An 18,667-nucleotide genomic window follows, 5' to 3' on the forward strand; every position below is an offset into this window, starting at 1 on the left:
GAGTGTGACTATAAAGGCCATGCGTTTTTAATGATTATAGATATAAATTCCTGAAATAATGCCGTAAAGATAATTTTTTGAACCAAATAAAAAAATCCCACTTTTACCGATATTTAACATAAATAAACAAGTTTGTCAGTCTTTTAAAATCTCCTTTGATTTCTCCTTGAATATTTTATATTTGTTAGTATTAATACTGTAATAGATATGAAAATAAAAGAAGATTTATTCAATAAAAGAATTATTTCTATAGATGCTTTTCGTGGGATTACCATTTTTGTTATGATTTTTGTCAATGAGTTGGCAAGTATAAAAAATGTACCACAATGGATGAAACACATGCCAGCGGATGCTGATGCAATGACATTTGTTGATTTGGTATTTCCTGCATTTTTATTTATTGTAGGAATGTCTATTCCATTTGCATTTAATGCAAGATTAATTAAAGGAGATACGCCTAAAACTATCTGGACACATACCTTGAAAAGAGCATTGGCACTAATCATTATCGGAGTTTATATGGTAAATGCCGAATATGGTTATGATGCATCCAAGATGGTAATTTCGGTTGCTTTTTGGGGGCTTTTGGCATATACTATGCCAATTCCTATTTGGAATAAATACGATAAATCATTTCCTAGAATTGCTAAAAATATATTGCAATATGGTGGAATGTTGGTTTTGGTATTGTTGTATTTTTTATATGTTCAGGAAAACGGAAATATAGGAATCACGCCAAAGTGGTGGGGGATTCTTGGGCTTATAGGTTGGGCCTATTTAATTTCCGTAGTTTATTACTGGCTGGTTAACGGAAAGTTAATAGCAATGATTGCATTTCTTTTTATTTGTCTTATAGCAAATGTTTTAAATCAAATTCAAGGATCTTTTGTTCATGAAATAAAGTGGATTGGTTTTATTGCAGGACATATGACGCATGCTACATTGGTTTCAGCAGGAGTAGTAATATCTCTTTTGTTTTTTGAAGGAAAAATATCTGAGAAAATCAATTGGAAAGTAATAGGTTTTGGAGTGTTGTTTTTCGTGCTAGGATATGTATTAAGACCCTATTATGAGGTTTCAAAAATAAGAGGAACACCATCATGGGTATTGTATTCAGCAGGTATTTGTACAGTAGTATTTTATTTCTTGTATTGGTTAATGGAAGTCAAAAAACAAACCAAGTGGAGTAATTTTTTTATGCTAGCTGCCGCAAATCCACTTCTTATTTATATACTTCCTGGAATAATATATTATTTCAATTTAGCATTTAAAATACATATAATTCCAGATTATTTTCGCGAGGGAACTCCAGGAATTATCTGGTCTTTAATATTCTCAACGATTATGCTATTTGCTATGCGAATTTTTAATAAATATAAGATTCAACTGCATTTGTAAAGTTTCAATTGAATGAGTTTGTATTGAAAGAAATTATTTATATTTTCGGTTATATTTTTGAAAATTACATTATGACTGAAGAACAACGCAGACAAATAAAAATTGATAATGATGCTATCATAAAGCAAAAAGAATACCGAGTAAATGATTGGTTGCCAATTTTGGATGCACCAAAGCTAAGAACTCTGGAAGAGATAAAAGGAAGAATGTCAGTTATGAATGCTTTGATAAACATTGCTTTTGAAGCTCCAACTTATATTATTAAAGAATGGATTGAGAATCATGATTTGACTAAATACTTATCAGATTCAGAAAAAGAAATATTAGAAAAAGAAAATGATGATTTAACTGAATACGAAGTTAATTCCCTAAGATGGTATTTAGAGTCTTTATGGGCTTTTATGTGGGTAACAGAGATGATTTCTGGGCTAGAAGCAGAGGATTATATTGGAGATAATATGGCTTCACTCTTACCAAATTTGGAAAATGGAGATAGTAATCAGAAATTAGAAAGTTTGCAGCGTCTAAAATCAGAAGTTGAGATTTACACTATGCTTGATTATTATTACCGAATTCATTGGTATTGTGTAGATGAAAGACTAAATGGTCGACAAGCAAAACTAAACGAAGGATTAGTATATGAAAGACGAAAATCATTAGAGTGGATTTATAATCGAGCCGATGATTGGGATAATGTAGAAATGGGTACATAAAACAATAACAAAAACGGGTTTAATCATAGTATTAAATCCGTTTTCATTTTTTTACAAAAAATCATCTCACAAATTATAGTTTTAGGTTTTGAATCTGTACTGATTTGATTTCTAAAATAGCGCCAGAAACAGGATTGTAATTCACGAAATTAAATTTGCAAAGATTATGGATATTCAATGGTTTATCGTTTAGTTTAAAATCTGACCAAGGAATCTTTATTGTAGAAAATTTATCAGGTGAAGCAGGTAAATCTGCCATAGCGTGTGTTCCTCCATGTACACAGCCAGTTCCAGAATCATTTCCTTCGCGAGCCTGCAATTTGATGGCTTGTGATGATTTATAAGTAATGCTTACAAAACTAGAATTGCTAGGCAAGTTGGTTGGTTTTTCATCATTAGATTCAGAAGGAGTGATCATTACATTTAGCTCAATTTCACCAAGAGGAGAGTCTTTTGCAGTTACACGAATAATTCCTTCTTTGTCCCGAATGGTATTAATCATTTCCTGATTTTCTATGGTGGGCCCAGCAATATACCATGTGTTTGAAATAACTAAATCTGAACTATTAGTAGCGTGTTGAAGTGAGGAAGTTTTGCAACTTGAAAAAAAATAAGAGATTGCAATAAAAATTATAGGTAAAATTCGATTAGTGATTGTTCTATATTCCATAAAGATTAATCTTGTTTTTTTGCTAAAATAAATAATTAACTAATAAGTGGTTATATTATTTTAGAGCCAGTAATAATATTTAGTCTTTGAGGTTGGGATTAGCAGAAAATTTTTAACTTTCCCCAAAATATATAGCTCAATTTTTTCATGCAATTATCAGTAATCATACTTAATTACAATGTGCGTTATTTTCTAGAACAATGTGTTTTAAGTGTTCAGGATGCTCTTTCTTCAATAGAGAGTGAAATCATAGTCATTGATAATAATTCTTCAGATGATAGTTGTGAGATGATTCGCAGTCGTTTTCCCAATATAAAACTGATTCAGAATTCCGAAAATCTAGGTTTCCCAAAAGGGAATAATATTGGAGTTTCTCAGGCTAAAGGCGATTATATATGTATTCTAAATCCAGATACAGTAGTCGCCGAAGATACATTCACAAAAGTATTGGTCTTTGCCAAGGAGCAGCATGATTTAGGAATAGTAGGAGTGAATCTTATTGATGGGGCAGGTAAATTTCTTCCAGAGAGCAAGCGTGGTATTCCAACGCCTTGGGTAGCTTTTACTAAAATTGCAGGATTGTATAAGATTTTCCCGAATTCAAAATACTGCAATAAATATTATGCGCAACATTTACAAGAAAACCAAACAGGAAAAGTCGAAATACTCGTGGGGGCTTTTATGGTAATGAAACGAGATTTATATAATGAAATTGGAGGTTTCGATGAAGATTGCTTTATGTATTCTGATGATATTGATTTATCATATATGGTTTTGAAAAACGGAAAAACGAATTATTATTTTTCTGAAACTACTGTAATTCATTATAAAGGAGAAAGTACTATAAAGGATGAGAAATACATGAAACGCTTTCAGGATGCAATGAATTTCTTTTATAAGAAGCATTTTAAAGTGTCATTTTTATTTTCCCTTTTTATGAAAATAGGGATTGTCTTTTTTTCAATTATCAAAATGATTCAGGGAAATGCAACGGTAAAAACAACTCCTAAAGAGTATTTTTTGTATAGTTCAAATGATAATTTAGCCGAAAAATTGCGTTTAACTTTACAAAATAAAGTTACATTTTACGATTTAAAAAAAGAAAAAATGGTAAATTCGTGCCTGATTTATATAGTAAAAGGAGCTGAAGTAATTTTGGATAATCAATACATATCATTCAAGAAATGTATCGATATCATAAAAACGGAGAGGCATAAGAAGATTACTTTTAAAATTTTACCCAAAACCACTGCTTTTTTAATCGGAAGTGATTCTAGTAATGACAGAGGTAAAATCGTTAAAATCATATAAAAATTATATTTAATGTAATTTATATTTAAAAATTTCAGTAATTTCGCAATCTGAAAATCAAAATCACCTTTGAGGTTAACAATATGGCAAGATTTGAATTAAAACTTCCTAAAATGGGAGAAAGTGTCGCTGAAGCAACAATCACGAACTGGTTGAAAGAAGTTGGAGACAAAATTGAAATGGATGAAGCAGTGCTTGAAATCGCTACCGATAAAGTGGATAGCGAAGTGCCAAGTGAAGTTTCTGGGATTTTGATTGAGCAATTGTTTGGTAAAGACGATTTGGTACAAGTAGGGCAAACTATTGCTATTATTGAAACAGAAGGTGGTTCTTCATTTTTGGTTGATAAAGTAGCAGAAGAAGCAGTTGTTCCAGCGGAAGTTGCAGCTATCGAAAAAACAATCGAAATTGCTAAAGAAGCGGTTGCTCCGACAGATTATACTACATCGGATAAATTCTTTTCGCCTTTGGTAAAAAACATTGCTAAAGAAGAAAATGTCTCTATCGCAGAGTTAGAGAGTATAAATGGTTCAGGAAAAGACGGTCGTGTGACCAAAGAAGATATATTGACTTATATTGCTGGTAGAAAAGACAAACCGGAAGCTCCAAAAACGGAAACCAAAGTTGCTGTTGCTGCACCAGTTAAAGTGCAGGAGCAGGTAGTTTCAAAAGCAGCGCCAGTTTCTGTGAATGGAGGCGATGAAATCATAGAGATGGACAGAATGCGTAAGCTTATTTCTGGTTATATGGTGGCTTCAGTTCAAACATCAGCGCACGTACAATCGTTTATTGAGGTGGATGTAACTAATATTGTAAAATGGAGAGAAAAAGTTAAAACTGCTTTTGAGAAAAGAGAAGGAGAGAAGTTAACTTTTACACCAATTATGATGGAAGCTGTTGCGAAAGCATTAAAAGACTTCCCGGGAATGAATATCTCAGTTGATGGTGATTATATCATTAAAAAGAAAAATATAAATTTAGGGATGGCGGCTGCGTTACCAAATGGAAATTTAATTGTTCCGGTAATTAAAAATGCAGATCAGTTAAACCTTGTTGGAATGGCAAAAGCGGTTAATGATTTAGGTAATCGTGCAAAAGCAGGAAAATTAAAACCAGATGACACACAAGGAGGTACATATACAGTAACTAATGTGGGAACATTTGGAAGTGTTTTTGGAACACCAATTATTAATCAACCACAAGTAGGTATTTTAGCTCTTGGGGCAATTCGTAAAGTACCAGCAGTTATAGAGACTCCAGAAGGAGATTTTATCGGAATTCGCCAAAAAATGTTCCTTTCGCACAGTTATGACCACCGAGTTGTAGATGGGGCATTAGGGGGAAGTTTTGTGAAGAGAGTAGCTGAATATTTAGAGGCTTTTGATGTAAACAGAGACTTCTAGAAAATTCAATCTTATAAATAATTAACCCTTTTAACGTTTTAAATGTTGAAAGGGTTTTCTTTTTGCTGCATTCTTGCATTACAGATGGTAATCGGCAACTTTCTGAAAAAAACAAGTGAAATTCGGCTTTAAAAATTATATTTGTAAACTTATAAAATTAAAAAATGGAACTGAAACTCAACAAACCAATTTGCTTTTTTGATCTTGAAACTACAGGAATTGACATCGGAAAAGATAGAATAGTAGAAATTTCAATATTTAAAGTTTTTCCAAACGGAAATAAAGAAAGTAAAACTTGGTTGGTGAATCCTACAATTCCAATTCCACCACAAACTACCGCTGTTCATGGTATTACCGATGAAAAAGTAGCCAATGAGCCTACATTTGCAACATTGGCTCCGCAGGTTTATAATATGATAAAAGATAGTGACTTGGCTGGATTTAATTCAGATCGTTTTGATATTCCATTATTGGCAGAAGAATTGCTGCGTGCAGGAGTTGATTTTGACATGAAAAATAAATGTTCTGTCGATGTGCAAACTATTTTTCATAAAATGGAAGAGAGAACATTAAGTGCTGCTTTAAAATTTTATTGTGGGAAAAGCTTAGAAAATGCGCATTCGGCAGAAGCGGATACAATGGCGACATATGAAATTCTTAAAGCGCAATTGGATCGTTATCCAGAATTGGAAAATGATATGAAATCATTGTCGGAATTTACAACCAGAAAAAAAATAGCTGATTTTGCAGGAATGATTGCTTTTGATAAAGATGATGAAGAGGTTTTTACTTTCGGAAAGCATAAAGGAGCAAAGGTGGAAAAGATTCTTGAAACAGAGCCAGGATATTTTAGCTGGATACAAAATGCTGATTTTCCTTTGTATACTAAAAAGGTATTAACGGCTATTAAATTAAGAAAGTTAAATACAAAATAAGGCTCTAAGAAAATAAGGTTCTAAGGTTCTGAGTTTTTATGCTTGATTCTCTTAGTGGCTTAGCGATTTAGTGGCTTAATAACTTAAATAGAATGAAGATAATCTGTATCGGTAGAAATTATACCAATCATATCGAAGAGTTGCAAAACGAACGCCCAACGGAGCCAGTTGTGTTTATGAAGCCTGATTCGGCAGTTTTATTAAAGCAACATCCATTTGTAATACCTGAATTTTCTGAGGATATTCATCACGAAATCGAGTTAATTGTTAAGATTAACAAGGTGGGAAAGTATATAGAGCCGAAGTTTGCGCATAAATATTATGATGAAATTAGTGTGGGAATCGATTTTACTGCTAGAGATCTGCAGGCTAAGCTGAAAGAGAAAGGCTTACCTTGGGAGAAAGCAAAAGCTTTTGATGGTTCAGCAGTAATAGGTGAATTTTTGCCTAAGACGCAATTTAGTTCGTTAGAAAATATTACATTTGAGTTAACAAATAATTCTAAGAGCGTTCAGAAAGGAAATTCTAATATGATGTTGTGGAAAATTGATGAGCTTATTTCGTATGTTTCTCAGTATTTTACATTAAAAATTGGAGATATTATTTTTACAGGAACTCCAGAAGGAGTTGCGGCTGTAAAACCAGACGATGTTTTAGAAGGATTTTTAGAGGGAAAAAAATTATTCAGAATACAAGTAAAATAATGGCTTTAAAATACAACCTTTCAAAAGTGTACGCACTTTCAGATAACGATCCGGAATTTGTAAATGAAATTCTTAATTTGTTTGTAACCGAGGTTCCAGAGGATTTAAAACAAATTAAAGAAGGGATAAAAAAGAAAGATCATAAGCATGCCTATGCGTATGCGCATAAAATAAAACCAACACTTGATTTATTAGGTCTTAATATGGCTTTTGAGGAGATTCTTCAGGTTGAAGCCTGGACAAAGGCAGAAGGGAAGAAGAAAGCTATTGAAGAAACTTTTAAGAGTGTAAAAAATCAAGTAAAAGAAGCGATTAAAGAAATTAAGAAAGACTTTGATCTGTAAAAATTAAAGATAATTTTCCTGAAGTTTCAGGTTAGATTATCTGTTATGTATAAAATTCACTAACCGTATAATTGAATATAAAGGTTAGTGAATTGATTTTCTTTCTTCGTATTACTTCGCGATAAACAAGGATATCTATTGCTACTCCCTATGCAACTCCTTGCGAGAAATAATCTAATGTAGTAATTTGAACTTCACATACATGAAAGCAACAATAATAACAATTGGTGATGAAATCCTAATAGGGCAAATTGTAGACACAAATTCTGGTTTTATAGCTAAATCTCTAGATAAAATCGGAGTCGAAGTCCATGAAATGATTTCGATAAGCGACGATAAAGAGCATATTTTAAATACATTTTCTCAATTACAAAACAAAGTCGATTTAGTAATTATCACGGGAGGTTTAGGACCGACTAAAGATGATGTAACTAAAAAAACATTCTGTGATTACTTTGAGGATGAATTAGTGGTTGATCCTGGGGTTTTGGAGCATGTTACGGCTATAATCGAAGGCTTTTACAAGCGACCGATCACTCAGATGAATAAAGATCAGGCATTGGTCCCTTCAAAATGTACCGTGCTTCATAATGAGATGGGAACGGCACCAGGAATGTGGATGAAAAAAGAAAATACTGTTTTTGTCTCTCTTCCGGGTGTTCCTTATGAAATGAAATATCTGGTAGAAAGTGTTATAATTCCTAAGGTTGTAAAAGAATATGAACGGCCATATATTATTCATAAAACGATACTTACATACGGTCAAGGCGAAAGTTTAGTAGCGGAGCGTATTGAGGAATGGGAGAATAATTTGCCTGATTTTATAAAATTAGCTTATTTGCCAAATCCAGGAAGAGTGCGATTGCGACTTTCGGCACGAGGTACAGATAAAGAAATGCTAGAAGCGGCTATTGAGGCCAATGTGCAATCGCTAGATGCAATCATTCATGATATTATTGTAGGTTTTGATGATAATGAAACCATCGAGGTAGTGGTTGGGCAGTTATTAGCTAAGAAAGGAAAGACGATAGCAACAGCAGAAAGTTGTACGGGAGGGAAAATCGCGTCACTTTTGTCAGCGGTTTCTGGTGCTTCGAGCTACTTTAAGGGAGGTGTTGTGCCGTATTCAACTGAACTAAAAACTACTATTTTAGGTATTTCAGCGAGTTTGATAGAGGAAAATTCTGTAGTAAGTTCAGAGGTGGCTTCGGCGATGGCTTTGAGTGTAAAGCGCCTAATGAAAACTGATTACGCAATAGCGACAACTGGAAACGCCGGACCGACAAAAGGAGACTCAAATGCAGAAATAGGTACGGTTTTTATTGCAATTGCAACTCCGAGTGATATAATTGTTGAAGAATTTAACTTTGGGCAACCACGTGAAAAAGTGATAGATAGGGCTGTAATTAAAAGTTTAGAAATGTTACAGAAAGAAATTTTAAAAAATGTGCGATAATTTTTTGTTTCAATCGTTTATTTTTCTTTTCTTTGCACCCTGATTTTGAATAACGATAAAACATAAGTATAATGTCAAGAGTTTGTGACCTTACAGGTAAAAGAGCGATGGTAGGAAATAACGTTTCTCACGCTATGAACAAAACTAAGAGAAAATTTTCTGTGAACTTAGTTAAAAAGCGTTTTTATCTTCCAGAAGAAGATAGATGGATTACTCTTAGAGTAGCAGCATCTACGATAAAAACAATTAATAAAAATGGAATTTCTGCAGTTTTGAAAAAAGCGCAGTCAGAAGGATTTATCAAATAATCTTTTCCAAAATAAATATATAGCAAGATGGCAAAGAAAGGTAATAGAATCCAAGTAATTTTAGAATGTACTGAGCACAAGACTTCTGGTGTAGCAGGAACTTCAAGATACATTACAACAAAGAACAAAAAAAATACTCCAGACAGATTAGAGATTAAGAAATTTAATCCAATCTTGAAACGTGTAACTGTTCACAAAGAAATTAAGTAATAATTAGAGATTTTATAAATCTCAATGGTTTTCCCATTAGAGCTTTATAAGAACTTCAAATAACATTTGAATCATGGCAAAGAAAACCGTAGCATCGTTACAAACAGCTTCTAAGAGATTATCAAAAGCCATCAAAATGGTGAAATCTCCAAAAACTGGTGCATATACATTCGTAGAATCTATTATGGCTCCTGAAGAAGTTGATACTTTCTTGAAAAAGAAATAATTAACAATTACAATATATAGAAAAGCTACTTTCATTCGGAAGTAGCTTTTTTATTTTTTATATTTGTCTCGAGATATAAGAGAAGCCCAACATTAGTCCTTTTTTTAAGCAATGTACCCGCTTTTGCTTCAATCTTTTGGTTCTGAAACCCAGAACAAAAGGATTTTGCCGCAATCGGGGCTAATTAAAGACATTTGTCCTTTTTTAAACTCAAGGATTGTTGTAGATTGTGAGAAGATCTAAATAATTCAAAAAACTAACAACCTATATAAAATGAGTTTTTTTAAAAAAATATTTTCATCCGATAAAAAAGAGACATTAGACAAAGGTCTTGAAAAATCAAAAACCTCTTTCTTTTCTAAATTAAGCAAAGCAGTAGCTGGAAAATCTAAAGTCGATGACGACGTTTTAGATAATTTAGAAGAAATTCTTGTTTCTTCGGATGTTGGAGTAGAGACAACTCTAAAAGTTATTACCCGAATTGAAAACCGTGTAGCGGCAGATAAATATCTTGGAGTTGATGAGTTAAACCAAATCTTGAGAGAAGAGATTGCAGGTTTGTTATCAGAAACTAATACAGGTGAAGCAACCGAATTTGTAATTCCGATTCAGACAAAACCATATGTTTTAATGGTTGTTGGAGTAAATGGAGTAGGAAAGACTACAACTATTGGTAAATTAGCTTATCAGTTTAAAAAAGCGGGCTATAAAGTAGTTTTAGGTGCCGCAGATACTTTTCGTGCAGCAGCGATTGATCAATTGCAAATTTGGGCAGATCGCGTAGATGTGCCTATTGTAAGACAGAATATGGGTAGTGATCCTGCATCAGTAGCATTTGATACCTTGCAATCTGCAGTAGCTCAAAATGCAGATGTAGTAATAATTGATACAGCAGGGCGTTTGCATAATAAAATCAACTTGATGAATGAACTTACGAAAGTAAAACGCGTAATGCAGAAAGTTGTAGCCGATGCACCACACGATGTACTTTTGGTTTTAGATGGTTCTACAGGTCAAAATGCTTTTGAACAAGCCAAACAATTTACTGCAGCAACGGAAGTAACCGCTCTTGCAGTTACTAAACTAGATGGTACTGCCAAAGGTGGTGTCGTAATAGGTATTTCGGATCAGTTTAAAATTCCTGTAAAATACATTGGTGTTGGAGAAGGAATTGAAGACTTGCAGGTTTTTAATAAGTATGAATTTGTTGATAGTTTCTTTAAATAATTTCAAGATGAGTTTTAATACTATTTCCCCAATATATTTTTATTTTGGTAGCATTCTTTCTTTTGTTTTGTCTAATATATTTAGAGAGCAAAATCTAACCGTATATTACATTTTATTGATAATAGGTGTGATTTTGTTCCTTCTTGGTCTTCTTAGAAGGATTCAAACAAAAAGATAATTTAATAAGCAGATATTTTTTAATATCTTTTTATAATATAAAGCCTTTCGTTATTAGGATAAGCTTTGTTTAATATATAAAAAACCAAGGAAAACTTATCGTATTCGTTGGTTTTTTGCTTTATAGATAAGTCTGAATAAATAGAATTGTTTATTGGGTTTTGGCATTTTTTTTCTTCTTTATCAATTTTATAAAGTTAACTTTGTGTTTAACAAAAAACATCCATAATTACCGTGAAGCTTTAGCCTTGATAGAAGCGGTATCCTTTATTATGATTTTTTTTCATAATAAAGATATAGTGAATAGCAAGAAGTAGCTTCTCAAAAAAATGAACTATAATGAAAAACGTATTTAAAATTCTTTTTGTGTCGCTTTTGTTTGTCGCTTGTCAACAAAAAATAGAACCCGCCGATATTGCAAAATTAAATGGATATTGGGAGATCGAAAAAGTTGTTTTTGATAAGGGTGAGGATAAAGATTATGGTATGAACGAAAGCTATGATTATTTTATGATCGGAGCCGATAATACAGGGACACGTCAAAAAGTAATGCCGCAGTTGGATGGAACTTTTGTGACAAATGATGTACATGAGGATGTAAAAGTAAGATTTAAAGACGGTAAAGCTTTTTTAGATTATTCAACGCCTTATATGAAATGGAGCGAAGAGTTGATTGCTTTAACAGACAGTGAGTTAGTGTTGTTGAATGCCGAGAAAAAAGAATATCATTATAAGAAAGCAGGACCAATTAATATCAAAGACAATGGCAAAGAGACTAAATAATCAGAGTACCGTTGGGGATATTTTACAAAAAATTATTGAGGTAAATAAACTTCAGTATGGAATGGATGAAATTGATGTAAAGGACGCATGGAGACAACTGATGGGAAATGGTGTGAATAGTTACACAAGAAACGTTATTTTAAAAGGAAGTACGCTTTATGTTGAGCTTACATCTTCTGTTTTAAGAGAGGAACTTACACATGGAAAATCTAAGATTATTACGATGATAAATGAAGAATTACGAAGAGATGTAGTTCGAGATGTAGTTTTGAGATAGATTTTTTTAAGCTCTAAGTTTTTGAGCTTTTGATTAATCTTTTCAAGCTGGATAAAGTTTGAAGTAAGATGCAGTAACATGAGTTCAAAGGATCTGAGTTAAAAGGTTTTAAACCGACACTATAAAAAAAAAACAAAACCCGCTTCATTGAAGCGGGTTTTGTTTTTTTTATGAATCTTAGAATCTAAAAAGTCTAAGTGTCTAAAAATCTAAGCTAGTCTAAAATTAGAATTGCTCTCTTCCAGCAAAATGGAATGCACCTTCGATAGCAGCATTTTCGTCGCTATCAGAACCGTGAACTGCATTTTCTCCGATAGAAGTTGCATATGCTTTACGAATTGTTCCTTCAGCAGCTTCAGCAGGGTTTGTAGCTCCGATTAAAGTTCTGAAATCTTCAACAGCGTTGTCTTTTTCTAAAATTGCAGCAACAATTGGTCCACGAGACATGAATTCTACTAATTCTCCGTAGAAAGGTCTTGCAGCGTGAACAGCATAAAATGCTTGAGCATCAGCTACAGTTAATTGAGTTAATTTTAATGAAACGATTTTAAATCCTCCATTAGTAATCATTGCTAAGATATTTCCGATGTGTCCGTTTTGAACAGCATCTGGCTTAATCATTGTAAAAGTTCTATTTGTTGCCATTTTTGTTTTTATTAAATTTTGTGCAAAAATAGACTTTTTTTGTGAATTGAATTTAATAAATTCATAATTAAAACTACACAGGCTGTCTTTATGATAATTAATATTTAAAAATGGTGTATCGACTAAGATGTACTAGTAGAGACAGGTCGTAATGCGTGTACGTTTTGTATATAAACTCAAGGCAAATTAAACCTTAAAAATAAGTTTGTTCTTGTAGAAAATCCATAAAATAAATGTCCAAATAGCAACATATGTGAGTGCTCCAGCTAATGAAGCCGTCATAGGGTTACTGAAAAATGGTGCAATCCCAAAACTATATAAATAATCTAAAAGATTAATTTGTTGATCTGGATTATGTGGATTTTTAAATTGAATCATTACTAATCCTTGTGGGATTATTTGAGAAAAGAAAAAAACGATCATTGGATTTACTCCCCAAATCAAGAATAATTTAATTCCTTTTTTTAAGTTCAGAATGTCAATAAGATAATATAACAATGCTAGACAAACTGTTGCTAATCCTGCAGTATATAATACATATGTACTTGTCCATAAGGATTTGTTTATTGGGAAAACGATACTCCAAATCTGAGCAACAATAATTAGGGCTATACCTGCAATTGCCATTTTTTTAGCAATCTCTATTTTGGGTATAGAGCGGTGTAATAACTGACCAATAAGTAAACCAATAATTCCAGTTGCAATTGATGGAATTGTACTTAAAATTCCTTCAGGATCCCATGTTACCGTTCCGCGGTACATATGGCCTTTTAACAAGATACTATCTATCCAGGAAGCCAGATTAGTTCCTTTATCAAAATTAGCTTCTCCAATTCCAGGAACAGGGATTAATGCCATTACTGCCCAATATCCTAATAATAGGAGAGAAGCAACTAGTATTTGTATTCTTTGATTTGATTTTAAATACAAAAGGGAGACTACAAAATAGACTATTGCAATACGTTGTAAAACTCCAGGTAATCTCACGTCTTGATATGCTTTGATACCACTATAAGCCAAAAAGAGGTAAATAAATAGAATCGAAAAGGCTAGGATATTTTTTACTTTGGAACTAAAATTTCCCATTAATGCATATCCTACCGCAATAGTTATGATTAATCGACCAATAAGCAACGGAATTCCTTCGAGTCCAAAAAGTTGTATTTTGGCAAAGAAATTAAAGAAAATTCCAAGGCAGAACATTCGTAACGAGCGTACTAGTATTTTATTAAAAGTTGTGCTGTCAAAGGTCTTTGTAGGCATTGCAAAAGAAACGGCGACTCCCATAATGAAGATGAAAAATGGAAAAACCAAATCGGTTGGTGTGCAGCCATGCCACTCAGAATGTAATAGAGGAGGATAAATAGCGCTCCAGCTTCCTGGATTGTTGACGATTGTCATTAATAAAATAGTTAATCCTCTGAAGACATCTAGTGAAATCAAGCGCTCTCTGGTCATAATGTTTTGGTAATAGGTTAGTTTTTGTTTTAAAAGTTAATAATTTGGTTTAGTGTGTAATAATCTCAGAAGTAAGCGGTTATTTATTTTCTTATGATTATTACTTTATTGTTTTGCTTTTAAGAAGCTGCCTAAATTTTGAGGAGGTTCTTATATCGTTATAATATTAAAATTAGATTCTAATGGTTTTAATTCTTTAATTAAAAGCGGAATTAATTCTTCACCTTTTTCCATATAAAATTCTGAAAAATTGATTTGACGTTCCTGTAAGCTTTTGTTAGGGAATAATTCATTTTGCAAGTTGGTTATACGTTGCAAAATGTCATTTAGCTTTCTCTTTTGAGCTTTTAATAATCTTTTTTCAAGGTTGTCTAATCCTTTTATTTGTTTGATTTCTTGTGCTTTTACTGCTCCTGTAAACGATTTGTCAGTTTGATTTGCCAATTCATAAAGATATTCGAATTGCTTCTGTAAAATCTCTTTTTGAGGAGTTAAATCAATAGAAAAAGGAGATAATTCTCGTGTGCTTTTGTTAATTAAATTCTCTTGTTTTGAGAATAGATCGCTCCAAGATAAATTTAATTGGTCAGCCTTTTTTGCTTGTTTTTCGGTTGCTAAAAGTACCGAATTTCTAATTAAAAGCATTGGAAAAGTAATCTTAACAGTGTCAAAAAAGGATTTTAATTCTAACCAATAAGCAATTTCTCCACCGCCGCCAATATAGCATAAATTAGGTAAAATAATTTCCTGATATAATGGACGCATAATCACGTTGGGGCTGAATTTTTCAGGATTGCTTTCTAATAAATCGAAAATTTCTCGTCCTGCAAATTCAATTCGGGTGTTGTTTACTCTGTATTTTCCATTTTCAAAAACAATACGTTCACGTAATTCATCTTCGATGTAAAATAAATTAATCTCACGCGGATTTACTTGTATTGTATAATCTTTTAGTTTTTCAATGGTTTCCTGAACAGCTTTGTAGGAAGATTGAGATTCTAATTCTTCTTTTATATAAGGGATAAAGGCGCGTTTTAAATCGGCATTATCGGCATCTAAAATTACTAAGCCTTGAGAAGCAAATAAACTATTTGCTAAATAACGAGTTGCATCTGCCAGATTATCATGCTTTAAATAAGCTTCCTTGAATATTTTTTTTAAGACATTAGCATTAGTGCTAGAACCTAATTCTAAAGCATATATTTCGAAAAAATCGTCAAGCCCTTTTGTTGATAATCTGCCTACAGGCCCACTACTTTCAGCATTCCATCTGAATTTTTTACCTTTAAAATTGAAGTAATTAATTTCTTCAAAATCATGATCTTCAGTCGCCATCCAATAAACGGGAACAAAATTATAAGAAGGATATTTTGACTTTAATTCGGTGGTAAGATTAATTGTAGAAATTATTTTATACAAAAAATATAGAGGTCCACTAAATAAGTTTAATTGATGACCAGTTGTAACAGTAAATGTATTTGGGAGAGCTAATGCTTCAATATTTTGCTTGGTTGAATCTGAAAGGTCAATCGTAGCATACTGCTTTTTTAAGACAGAAACCAAAGGTATTCTATTGTTATCATCGAAATTTTGTTGTTTTTCAATGATTTGTTTTTCAAAGTTTTCCAGAGTTGGAAAATTATTATATAGCGGTTTTAAATCTGATTTTTGCTCTAAATAATCATGTATCAATGTTGAAAAATATCCTGAGGTCTGGTAGCTGATACAGTCGGTTGGCATAAGTATTGGTTTATTTTTGATAGCTGTAAATTTAATCAAAATTTATACTTAAAAATGGATTTAACGATTGCTTATGATTTGATTTTTAAAATTTGTTTTAATTACTTAAAAATCAGTAAGTTAGTTGTTGTATAGGAAAATACTTGTTTTTAAATTTGTTTATTCAAAAAATAATTCGCAAAATTTGCATCAGAAAATAAATCATTAACCAATTAATAACGAAGACAATGTTTGTATTAAACTTTACCTCTCAAAACATCGCATCAGGATTAGATTCTGTTGTCATGTGTCTTCGTGGCTTTTCGCAATCATAGCAAATCAATTTTAGATATATGAATAAGCCCGAAGGAAATTAACTTTCGGGCTTTTTTTATTCTAGACACTTCAAAAAATTCCCGATACCCCGCACTCAATTTATCTATTTGAGATAAAATGCTTTTGTCTTGTATTTTTTAATACTTGACAGGAAAACTATAATTTAAATTTTTTTAAATGGACAATTATCTTTTAGATGATTACATCCAATGTAGTCGTTTAAAGACAAAAAGACAAAAAAAGAGATTAGTTAAAGAGGATTTCGAAAAACAATTAATTCAGTTGAATAAACTCCAAGATGAACTTTGGGAAAAGAAAAGATGTTTGCCTTTAGTTCCCTTAGCAATGCCTTATCAAAAAGGATGGCAACGCTATTTTGTACTAAGGGAAGATATAGCAAGATCTAAAGAGGCATTGTTCTATAAAACAGTATTAGAAAAGATAAATACAGTGCAATATTCTCCTGATAAATCTTTCAAGAAAAAGAAAAAGAGGAAAAGAAAGCATGTATATGTTGAAAAACTTCAGATTGTAAAAGAGTTTTCAGAATCGGAATGGAGAAGTCCAAAATTAACATTGACTGAAAAAGAAAAAATACATTTTTATAAAAGGGAACGCTGGTGTCCTAATTGTAAACGCTATAAAGTACATTATATATTTAATGAACCTTGGCGTTATGTATTACGTGTTAGACCCAATATGATAACACATACTAGAATGGTTGATGCAGTTTTGGAAAGTGAAATAGATAGATTAGAAAATTATCTAACAAGAAATTTTCTTAGATATACGATGATGAAAATGAAAGATGGAAGTTTGGACAATGGGCAATGGAGAGTGGTCAAACAATTGAAATATCTAAATCCTTTAGACTACAAACAAATTCATACCGTAATGGATGAATATTATAAAGAAAAAGAATATCTAAGTAATGGGGGAAGAGACCCTAAAGATAAATAATACAATGGGAAATAAATTATCCGGAAAAGACCTGATTAAAATAGGCTTTCCAAAAAATAATAGTATCAATATCGCCTTGGGGCAGATAAATAGATACCGCAAACGAGAAAAAAAAGAGAGTATATTAAACGAAGCCAAAGAAGTTTTACTGTCACCTGAAAAATTTACAGGACATGGCACTTGGGGTAAAGTTGCTGAAGGATTGGTTAATCCGGTACAGGTAAGAATGCACCAGTTAAATAATACTCGTGCACCATTTTCCATATTTGGAGAAAATGAAATTGATGAGCAGGCTAAGTATCAGTTATATGATGCTTTAAAATTGCCAATTTCAGTTGCAGGTGCGTTAATGCCCGATGCACATTCTGGCTATGGTTTACCAATAGGTGGCGTGCTTGCTACAGATAATGCGGTTATTCCGTATGGAGTAGGAGTGGATATTGGCTGTCGAATGAGTTTGTCAATTTTTGATATACCAGCATCTTTTTTTAAAGGAAAAGAGCATCAGTTGCAAGCGATTCTAAAAGATCATACGAAGTTTGGAATGTACGAAACGCATACCATACGAGCAGATCACGAAGTGTTTAGCCGAAGCGAGTTTCAGGATATTCCACTTATAAAAAACTTATTAAGTAAAGCATATAAGCAACTTGGTACATCTGGTGGAGGGAACCATTTTGTTGAGTTTGGGATTGCTAAAATTACCGATCCGCTTAATGAATGGAAAATTGGAGTAGGTGAGTATTTTGCAGTGCTTTCGCATAGTGGGTCAAGAGGTTTGGGAGCTAATATTGCCAAACATTATACGTATCTGGCAACAAAACAATGTCCGTTGCCAAAAAATGTGCAGCATTTGGCTTGGTTGGATTTAAATACACACGATGGACAGGAATATTGGCTGGCTATGAACTTAGCAGGAGATTATGCCAAAGCTTGCCATGATGATATTCATCGCCGAATTGCCAAAGCAATTGGTAAACGTGTGGTTGTAACAATCGAAAATCATCACAATTTTGCTTGGAAAGAAATGGTAAATGGTAAGGAAGCTATTGTGCATCGTAAAGGGGCAACTCCTGCAAATGTAGGTGAACTTGGAATTATTCCGGGTTCGATGACTGCGCCTGGATTTATTGTTCAGGGTAAAGGAAATGCAGCCAGTTTAAATTCTGCATCACATGGTGCAGGACGCCTTTTTTCTCGTAGAAAATGCAAGGAATCGTTTACGCAAAGTGAGATTAATAAAGTCTTAAAAGCAAACGATGTGAGTTTAATTGGTGGAAACATTGATGAAGCACCAATGGCGTATAAAGATATTAATAAAGTAATGGCTAATCAAACAGAATTGGTGGATGTTTTAGGAACATTTACACCAAAAATCGTTCGAATGGACAGATAATTTAAAAAATT

The 18,667-nt window shown here is 32.6% G+C and carries 20 protein-coding genes; 16 read left to right on the plus strand and 4 right to left on the minus strand.

What is annotated here, in order from left to right; genetic code table 11:
- Window positions 1-207 precede the first annotated feature (207 nt).
- On the plus strand, window positions 208-1,398 hold the full coding sequence (locus EAG11_RS01500; protein WP_129537562.1) for a DUF5009 domain-containing protein: 1,191 nt from the start codon (window positions 208-210) through the stop codon (window positions 1,396-1,398).
- A 71-nt stretch (window positions 1,399-1,469) separates the two neighbouring features.
- Window positions 1,470-2,111, plus strand: a complete 642-nt coding sequence (locus tag EAG11_RS01505; protein ID WP_129537563.1) for a DUF4272 domain-containing protein — start codon at window positions 1,470-1,472, stop codon at window positions 2,109-2,111.
- Window positions 2,112-2,184: 73 nt separating this feature from the next.
- On the opposite strand, the gene EAG11_RS01510 is transcribed toward EAG11_RS01505, so the two are convergent.
- Window positions 2,185-2,781 (minus strand): hypothetical protein, encoded by a 597-nt coding sequence (locus tag EAG11_RS01510; RefSeq protein WP_129537564.1) that lies wholly within the window; start codon window positions 2,779-2,781, stop codon window positions 2,185-2,187.
- A gap of 147 nt (window positions 2,782-2,928) precedes the next feature.
- Between EAG11_RS01510 and EAG11_RS01515 the strand changes: the two genes are divergently transcribed.
- The 12 genes from EAG11_RS01515 to EAG11_RS01570 all read left to right on the plus strand — a co-directional run bounded on the left by EAG11_RS01515 (window position 2,929) and on the right by EAG11_RS01570 (window position 12,142).
- Window positions 2,929-4,092 (plus strand): glycosyltransferase family 2 protein, encoded by a 1,164-nt coding sequence (locus tag EAG11_RS01515; RefSeq protein ID WP_129537565.1) that lies wholly within the window; start codon window positions 2,929-2,931, stop codon window positions 4,090-4,092.
- A gap of 83 nt (window positions 4,093-4,175) precedes the next feature.
- Window positions 4,176-5,495 (plus strand): dihydrolipoamide acetyltransferase family protein, encoded by a 1,320-nt coding sequence (locus EAG11_RS01520; RefSeq protein ID WP_129537566.1) that lies wholly within the window; start codon window positions 4,176-4,178, stop codon window positions 5,493-5,495.
- A gap of 164 nt (window positions 5,496-5,659) precedes the next feature.
- Window positions 5,660-6,430 carry a 3'-5' exonuclease gene (locus EAG11_RS01525; protein WP_129537567.1) on the plus strand — a complete coding sequence of 257 codons (771 nt, stop codon included), beginning with the start codon at window positions 5,660-5,662 and terminating at the stop codon, window positions 6,428-6,430.
- 92 nt (window positions 6,431-6,522) lie between these two features.
- On the plus strand, window positions 6,523-7,134 hold the full coding sequence (locus tag EAG11_RS01530) for a fumarylacetoacetate hydrolase family protein (protein ID WP_129537568.1): 612 nt from the start codon (window positions 6,523-6,525) through the stop codon (window positions 7,132-7,134).
- The gene (locus tag EAG11_RS01535) at window positions 7,134-7,478 is read left to right on the plus strand and encodes an Hpt domain-containing protein (RefSeq protein WP_129537569.1); all 345 of its coding nucleotides are present in this window, start codon (window positions 7,134-7,136) and stop codon (window positions 7,476-7,478) included. Before EAG11_RS01530 ends, EAG11_RS01535 begins: the two co-directional genes overlap by 1 nt.
- A 202-nt stretch (window positions 7,479-7,680) precedes the next feature.
- Window positions 7,681-8,934, plus strand: coding sequence for a CinA family nicotinamide mononucleotide deamidase-related protein (locus EAG11_RS01540; protein ID WP_129537570.1), 1,254 nt, complete (start codon window positions 7,681-7,683; stop codon window positions 8,932-8,934).
- Between the two features lie 71 nt (window positions 8,935-9,005).
- Complete coding sequence (gene rpmB / locus EAG11_RS01545; protein WP_007805815.1) at window positions 9,006-9,242, plus strand: 50S ribosomal protein L28; 237 nt, start codon at window positions 9,006-9,008, stop codon at window positions 9,240-9,242.
- Between the two features lie 27 nt (window positions 9,243-9,269).
- Window positions 9,270-9,452 carry a 50S ribosomal protein L33 gene (rpmG, locus tag EAG11_RS01550; protein ID WP_017495179.1) on the plus strand — a complete coding sequence of 61 codons (183 nt, stop codon included), beginning with the start codon at window positions 9,270-9,272 and terminating at the stop codon, window positions 9,450-9,452.
- Window positions 9,453-9,525: 73 nt separating this feature from the next.
- The gene (locus tag EAG11_RS01555; RefSeq protein ID WP_072961632.1) at window positions 9,526-9,678 is read left to right on the plus strand and encodes a DUF4295 domain-containing protein; all 153 of its coding nucleotides are present in this window, start codon (window positions 9,526-9,528) and stop codon (window positions 9,676-9,678) included.
- 273 nt (window positions 9,679-9,951) lie between these two features.
- On the plus strand, window positions 9,952-10,905 hold the full coding sequence (ftsY, locus tag EAG11_RS01560; protein ID WP_129537571.1) for a signal recognition particle-docking protein FtsY: 954 nt from the start codon (window positions 9,952-9,954) through the stop codon (window positions 10,903-10,905).
- A 516-nt stretch (window positions 10,906-11,421) separates the two neighbouring features.
- Window positions 11,422-11,865: a lipocalin family protein gene (locus EAG11_RS01565; RefSeq protein WP_129537572.1), complete on the plus strand. Its 444-nt coding sequence runs from the start codon at window positions 11,422-11,424 to the stop codon at window positions 11,863-11,865.
- Window positions 11,846-12,142 (plus strand): DUF721 domain-containing protein, encoded by a 297-nt coding sequence (locus tag EAG11_RS01570; protein ID WP_129537573.1) that lies wholly within the window; start codon window positions 11,846-11,848, stop codon window positions 12,140-12,142. Before EAG11_RS01565 ends, EAG11_RS01570 begins: the two co-directional genes overlap by 20 nt.
- Before the next feature lie 225 nt (window positions 12,143-12,367).
- On the opposite strand, the gene EAG11_RS01575 is transcribed toward EAG11_RS01570, so the two are convergent.
- The 3 genes from EAG11_RS01575 to bshC form a co-directional block, all read right to left on the minus strand.
- A complete protein-coding gene (locus EAG11_RS01575) occupies window positions 12,368-12,787 on the minus strand; it encodes a nucleoside-diphosphate kinase (protein WP_035625955.1) in 420 nt (139 codons plus the stop codon).
- Between the two features lie 186 nt (window positions 12,788-12,973).
- Window positions 12,974-14,245 (minus strand): acyltransferase family protein, encoded by a 1,272-nt coding sequence (locus EAG11_RS01580; protein WP_129537574.1) that lies wholly within the window; start codon window positions 14,243-14,245, stop codon window positions 12,974-12,976.
- 150 nt (window positions 14,246-14,395) lie between these two features.
- Window positions 14,396-15,985, minus strand: coding sequence for a bacillithiol biosynthesis cysteine-adding enzyme BshC (gene bshC, locus EAG11_RS01585; protein WP_129537575.1), 1,590 nt, complete (start codon window positions 15,983-15,985; stop codon window positions 14,396-14,398).
- A gap of 492 nt (window positions 15,986-16,477) precedes the next feature.
- Between bshC and EAG11_RS01590 the strand changes: the two genes are divergently transcribed.
- Entirely contained in the window at window positions 16,478-17,260 is a 783-nt protein-coding gene (locus EAG11_RS01590; protein WP_129537576.1) for a hypothetical protein, read from the plus strand.
- 4 nt (window positions 17,261-17,264) lie between these two features.
- Window positions 17,265-18,656: an RtcB family protein gene (locus tag EAG11_RS01595; protein ID WP_129537577.1), complete on the plus strand. Its 1,392-nt coding sequence runs from the start codon at window positions 17,265-17,267 to the stop codon at window positions 18,654-18,656.
- Window positions 18,657-18,667 lie beyond the last annotated feature (11 nt).

This window comes from Flavobacterium sp. 140616W15, assembly GCF_003668995.1.
GTDB lineage: Bacteria > Bacteroidota > Bacteroidia > Flavobacteriales > Flavobacteriaceae > Flavobacterium.

Excerpts from the sequence above, each read along its gene's own strand:
- EAG11_RS01535 (WP_129537569.1), top strand. The coding sequence starts at position 7,134 with ATGGCTTTAAAATACAACCTTTCAAAAGTGTACGCACTTTCAGATAAC.
- EAG11_RS01525 (WP_129537567.1), top strand. The coding sequence starts at position 5,660 with ATGGAACTGAAACTCAACAAACCAATTTGCTTTTTTGATCTTGAAACT.
- EAG11_RS01575 (WP_035625955.1), bottom strand. The coding sequence starts at position 12,787 with ATGGCAACAAATAGAACTTTTACAATGATTAAGCCAGATGCTGTTCAA.
- rpmG (WP_017495179.1), top strand. The coding sequence starts at position 9,270 with ATGGCAAAGAAAGGTAATAGAATCCAAGTAATTTTAGAATGTACTGAG.
- EAG11_RS01500 (WP_129537562.1), top strand. The coding sequence starts at position 208 with ATGAAAATAAAAGAAGATTTATTCAATAAAAGAATTATTTCTATAGAT.
- EAG11_RS01590 (WP_129537576.1), top strand. The coding sequence starts at position 16,478 with ATGGACAATTATCTTTTAGATGATTACATCCAATGTAGTCGTTTAAAG.
- EAG11_RS01555 (WP_072961632.1), top strand. The coding sequence starts at position 9,526 with ATGGCAAAGAAAACCGTAGCATCGTTACAAACAGCTTCTAAGAGATTA.
- EAG11_RS01520 (WP_129537566.1), top strand. The coding sequence starts at position 4,176 with ATGGCAAGATTTGAATTAAAACTTCCTAAAATGGGAGAAAGTGTCGCT.
- EAG11_RS01565 (WP_129537572.1), top strand. The coding sequence starts at position 11,422 with ATGAAAAACGTATTTAAAATTCTTTTTGTGTCGCTTTTGTTTGTCGCT.
- EAG11_RS01580 (WP_129537574.1), bottom strand. The coding sequence starts at position 14,245 with ATGACCAGAGAGCGCTTGATTTCACTAGATGTCTTCAGAGGATTAACT.
- EAG11_RS01515 (WP_129537565.1), top strand. The coding sequence starts at position 2,929 with ATGCAATTATCAGTAATCATACTTAATTACAATGTGCGTTATTTTCTA.
- EAG11_RS01510 (WP_129537564.1), bottom strand. The coding sequence starts at position 2,781 with ATGGAATATAGAACAATCACTAATCGAATTTTACCTATAATTTTTATT.
- bshC (WP_129537575.1), bottom strand. The coding sequence starts at position 15,985 with ATGCCAACCGACTGTATCAGCTACCAGACCTCAGGATATTTTTCAACA.
- ftsY (WP_129537571.1), top strand. The coding sequence starts at position 9,952 with ATGAGTTTTTTTAAAAAAATATTTTCATCCGATAAAAAAGAGACATTA.
- EAG11_RS01595 (WP_129537577.1), top strand. The coding sequence starts at position 17,265 with ATGGGAAATAAATTATCCGGAAAAGACCTGATTAAAATAGGCTTTCCA.
- EAG11_RS01505 (WP_129537563.1), top strand. The coding sequence starts at position 1,470 with ATGACTGAAGAACAACGCAGACAAATAAAAATTGATAATGATGCTATC.
- rpmB (WP_007805815.1), top strand. The coding sequence starts at position 9,006 with ATGTCAAGAGTTTGTGACCTTACAGGTAAAAGAGCGATGGTAGGAAAT.
- EAG11_RS01540 (WP_129537570.1), top strand. The coding sequence starts at position 7,681 with ATGAAAGCAACAATAATAACAATTGGTGATGAAATCCTAATAGGGCAA.
- EAG11_RS01530 (WP_129537568.1), top strand. The coding sequence starts at position 6,523 with ATGAAGATAATCTGTATCGGTAGAAATTATACCAATCATATCGAAGAG.
- EAG11_RS01570 (WP_129537573.1), top strand. The coding sequence starts at position 11,846 with ATGGCAAAGAGACTAAATAATCAGAGTACCGTTGGGGATATTTTACAA.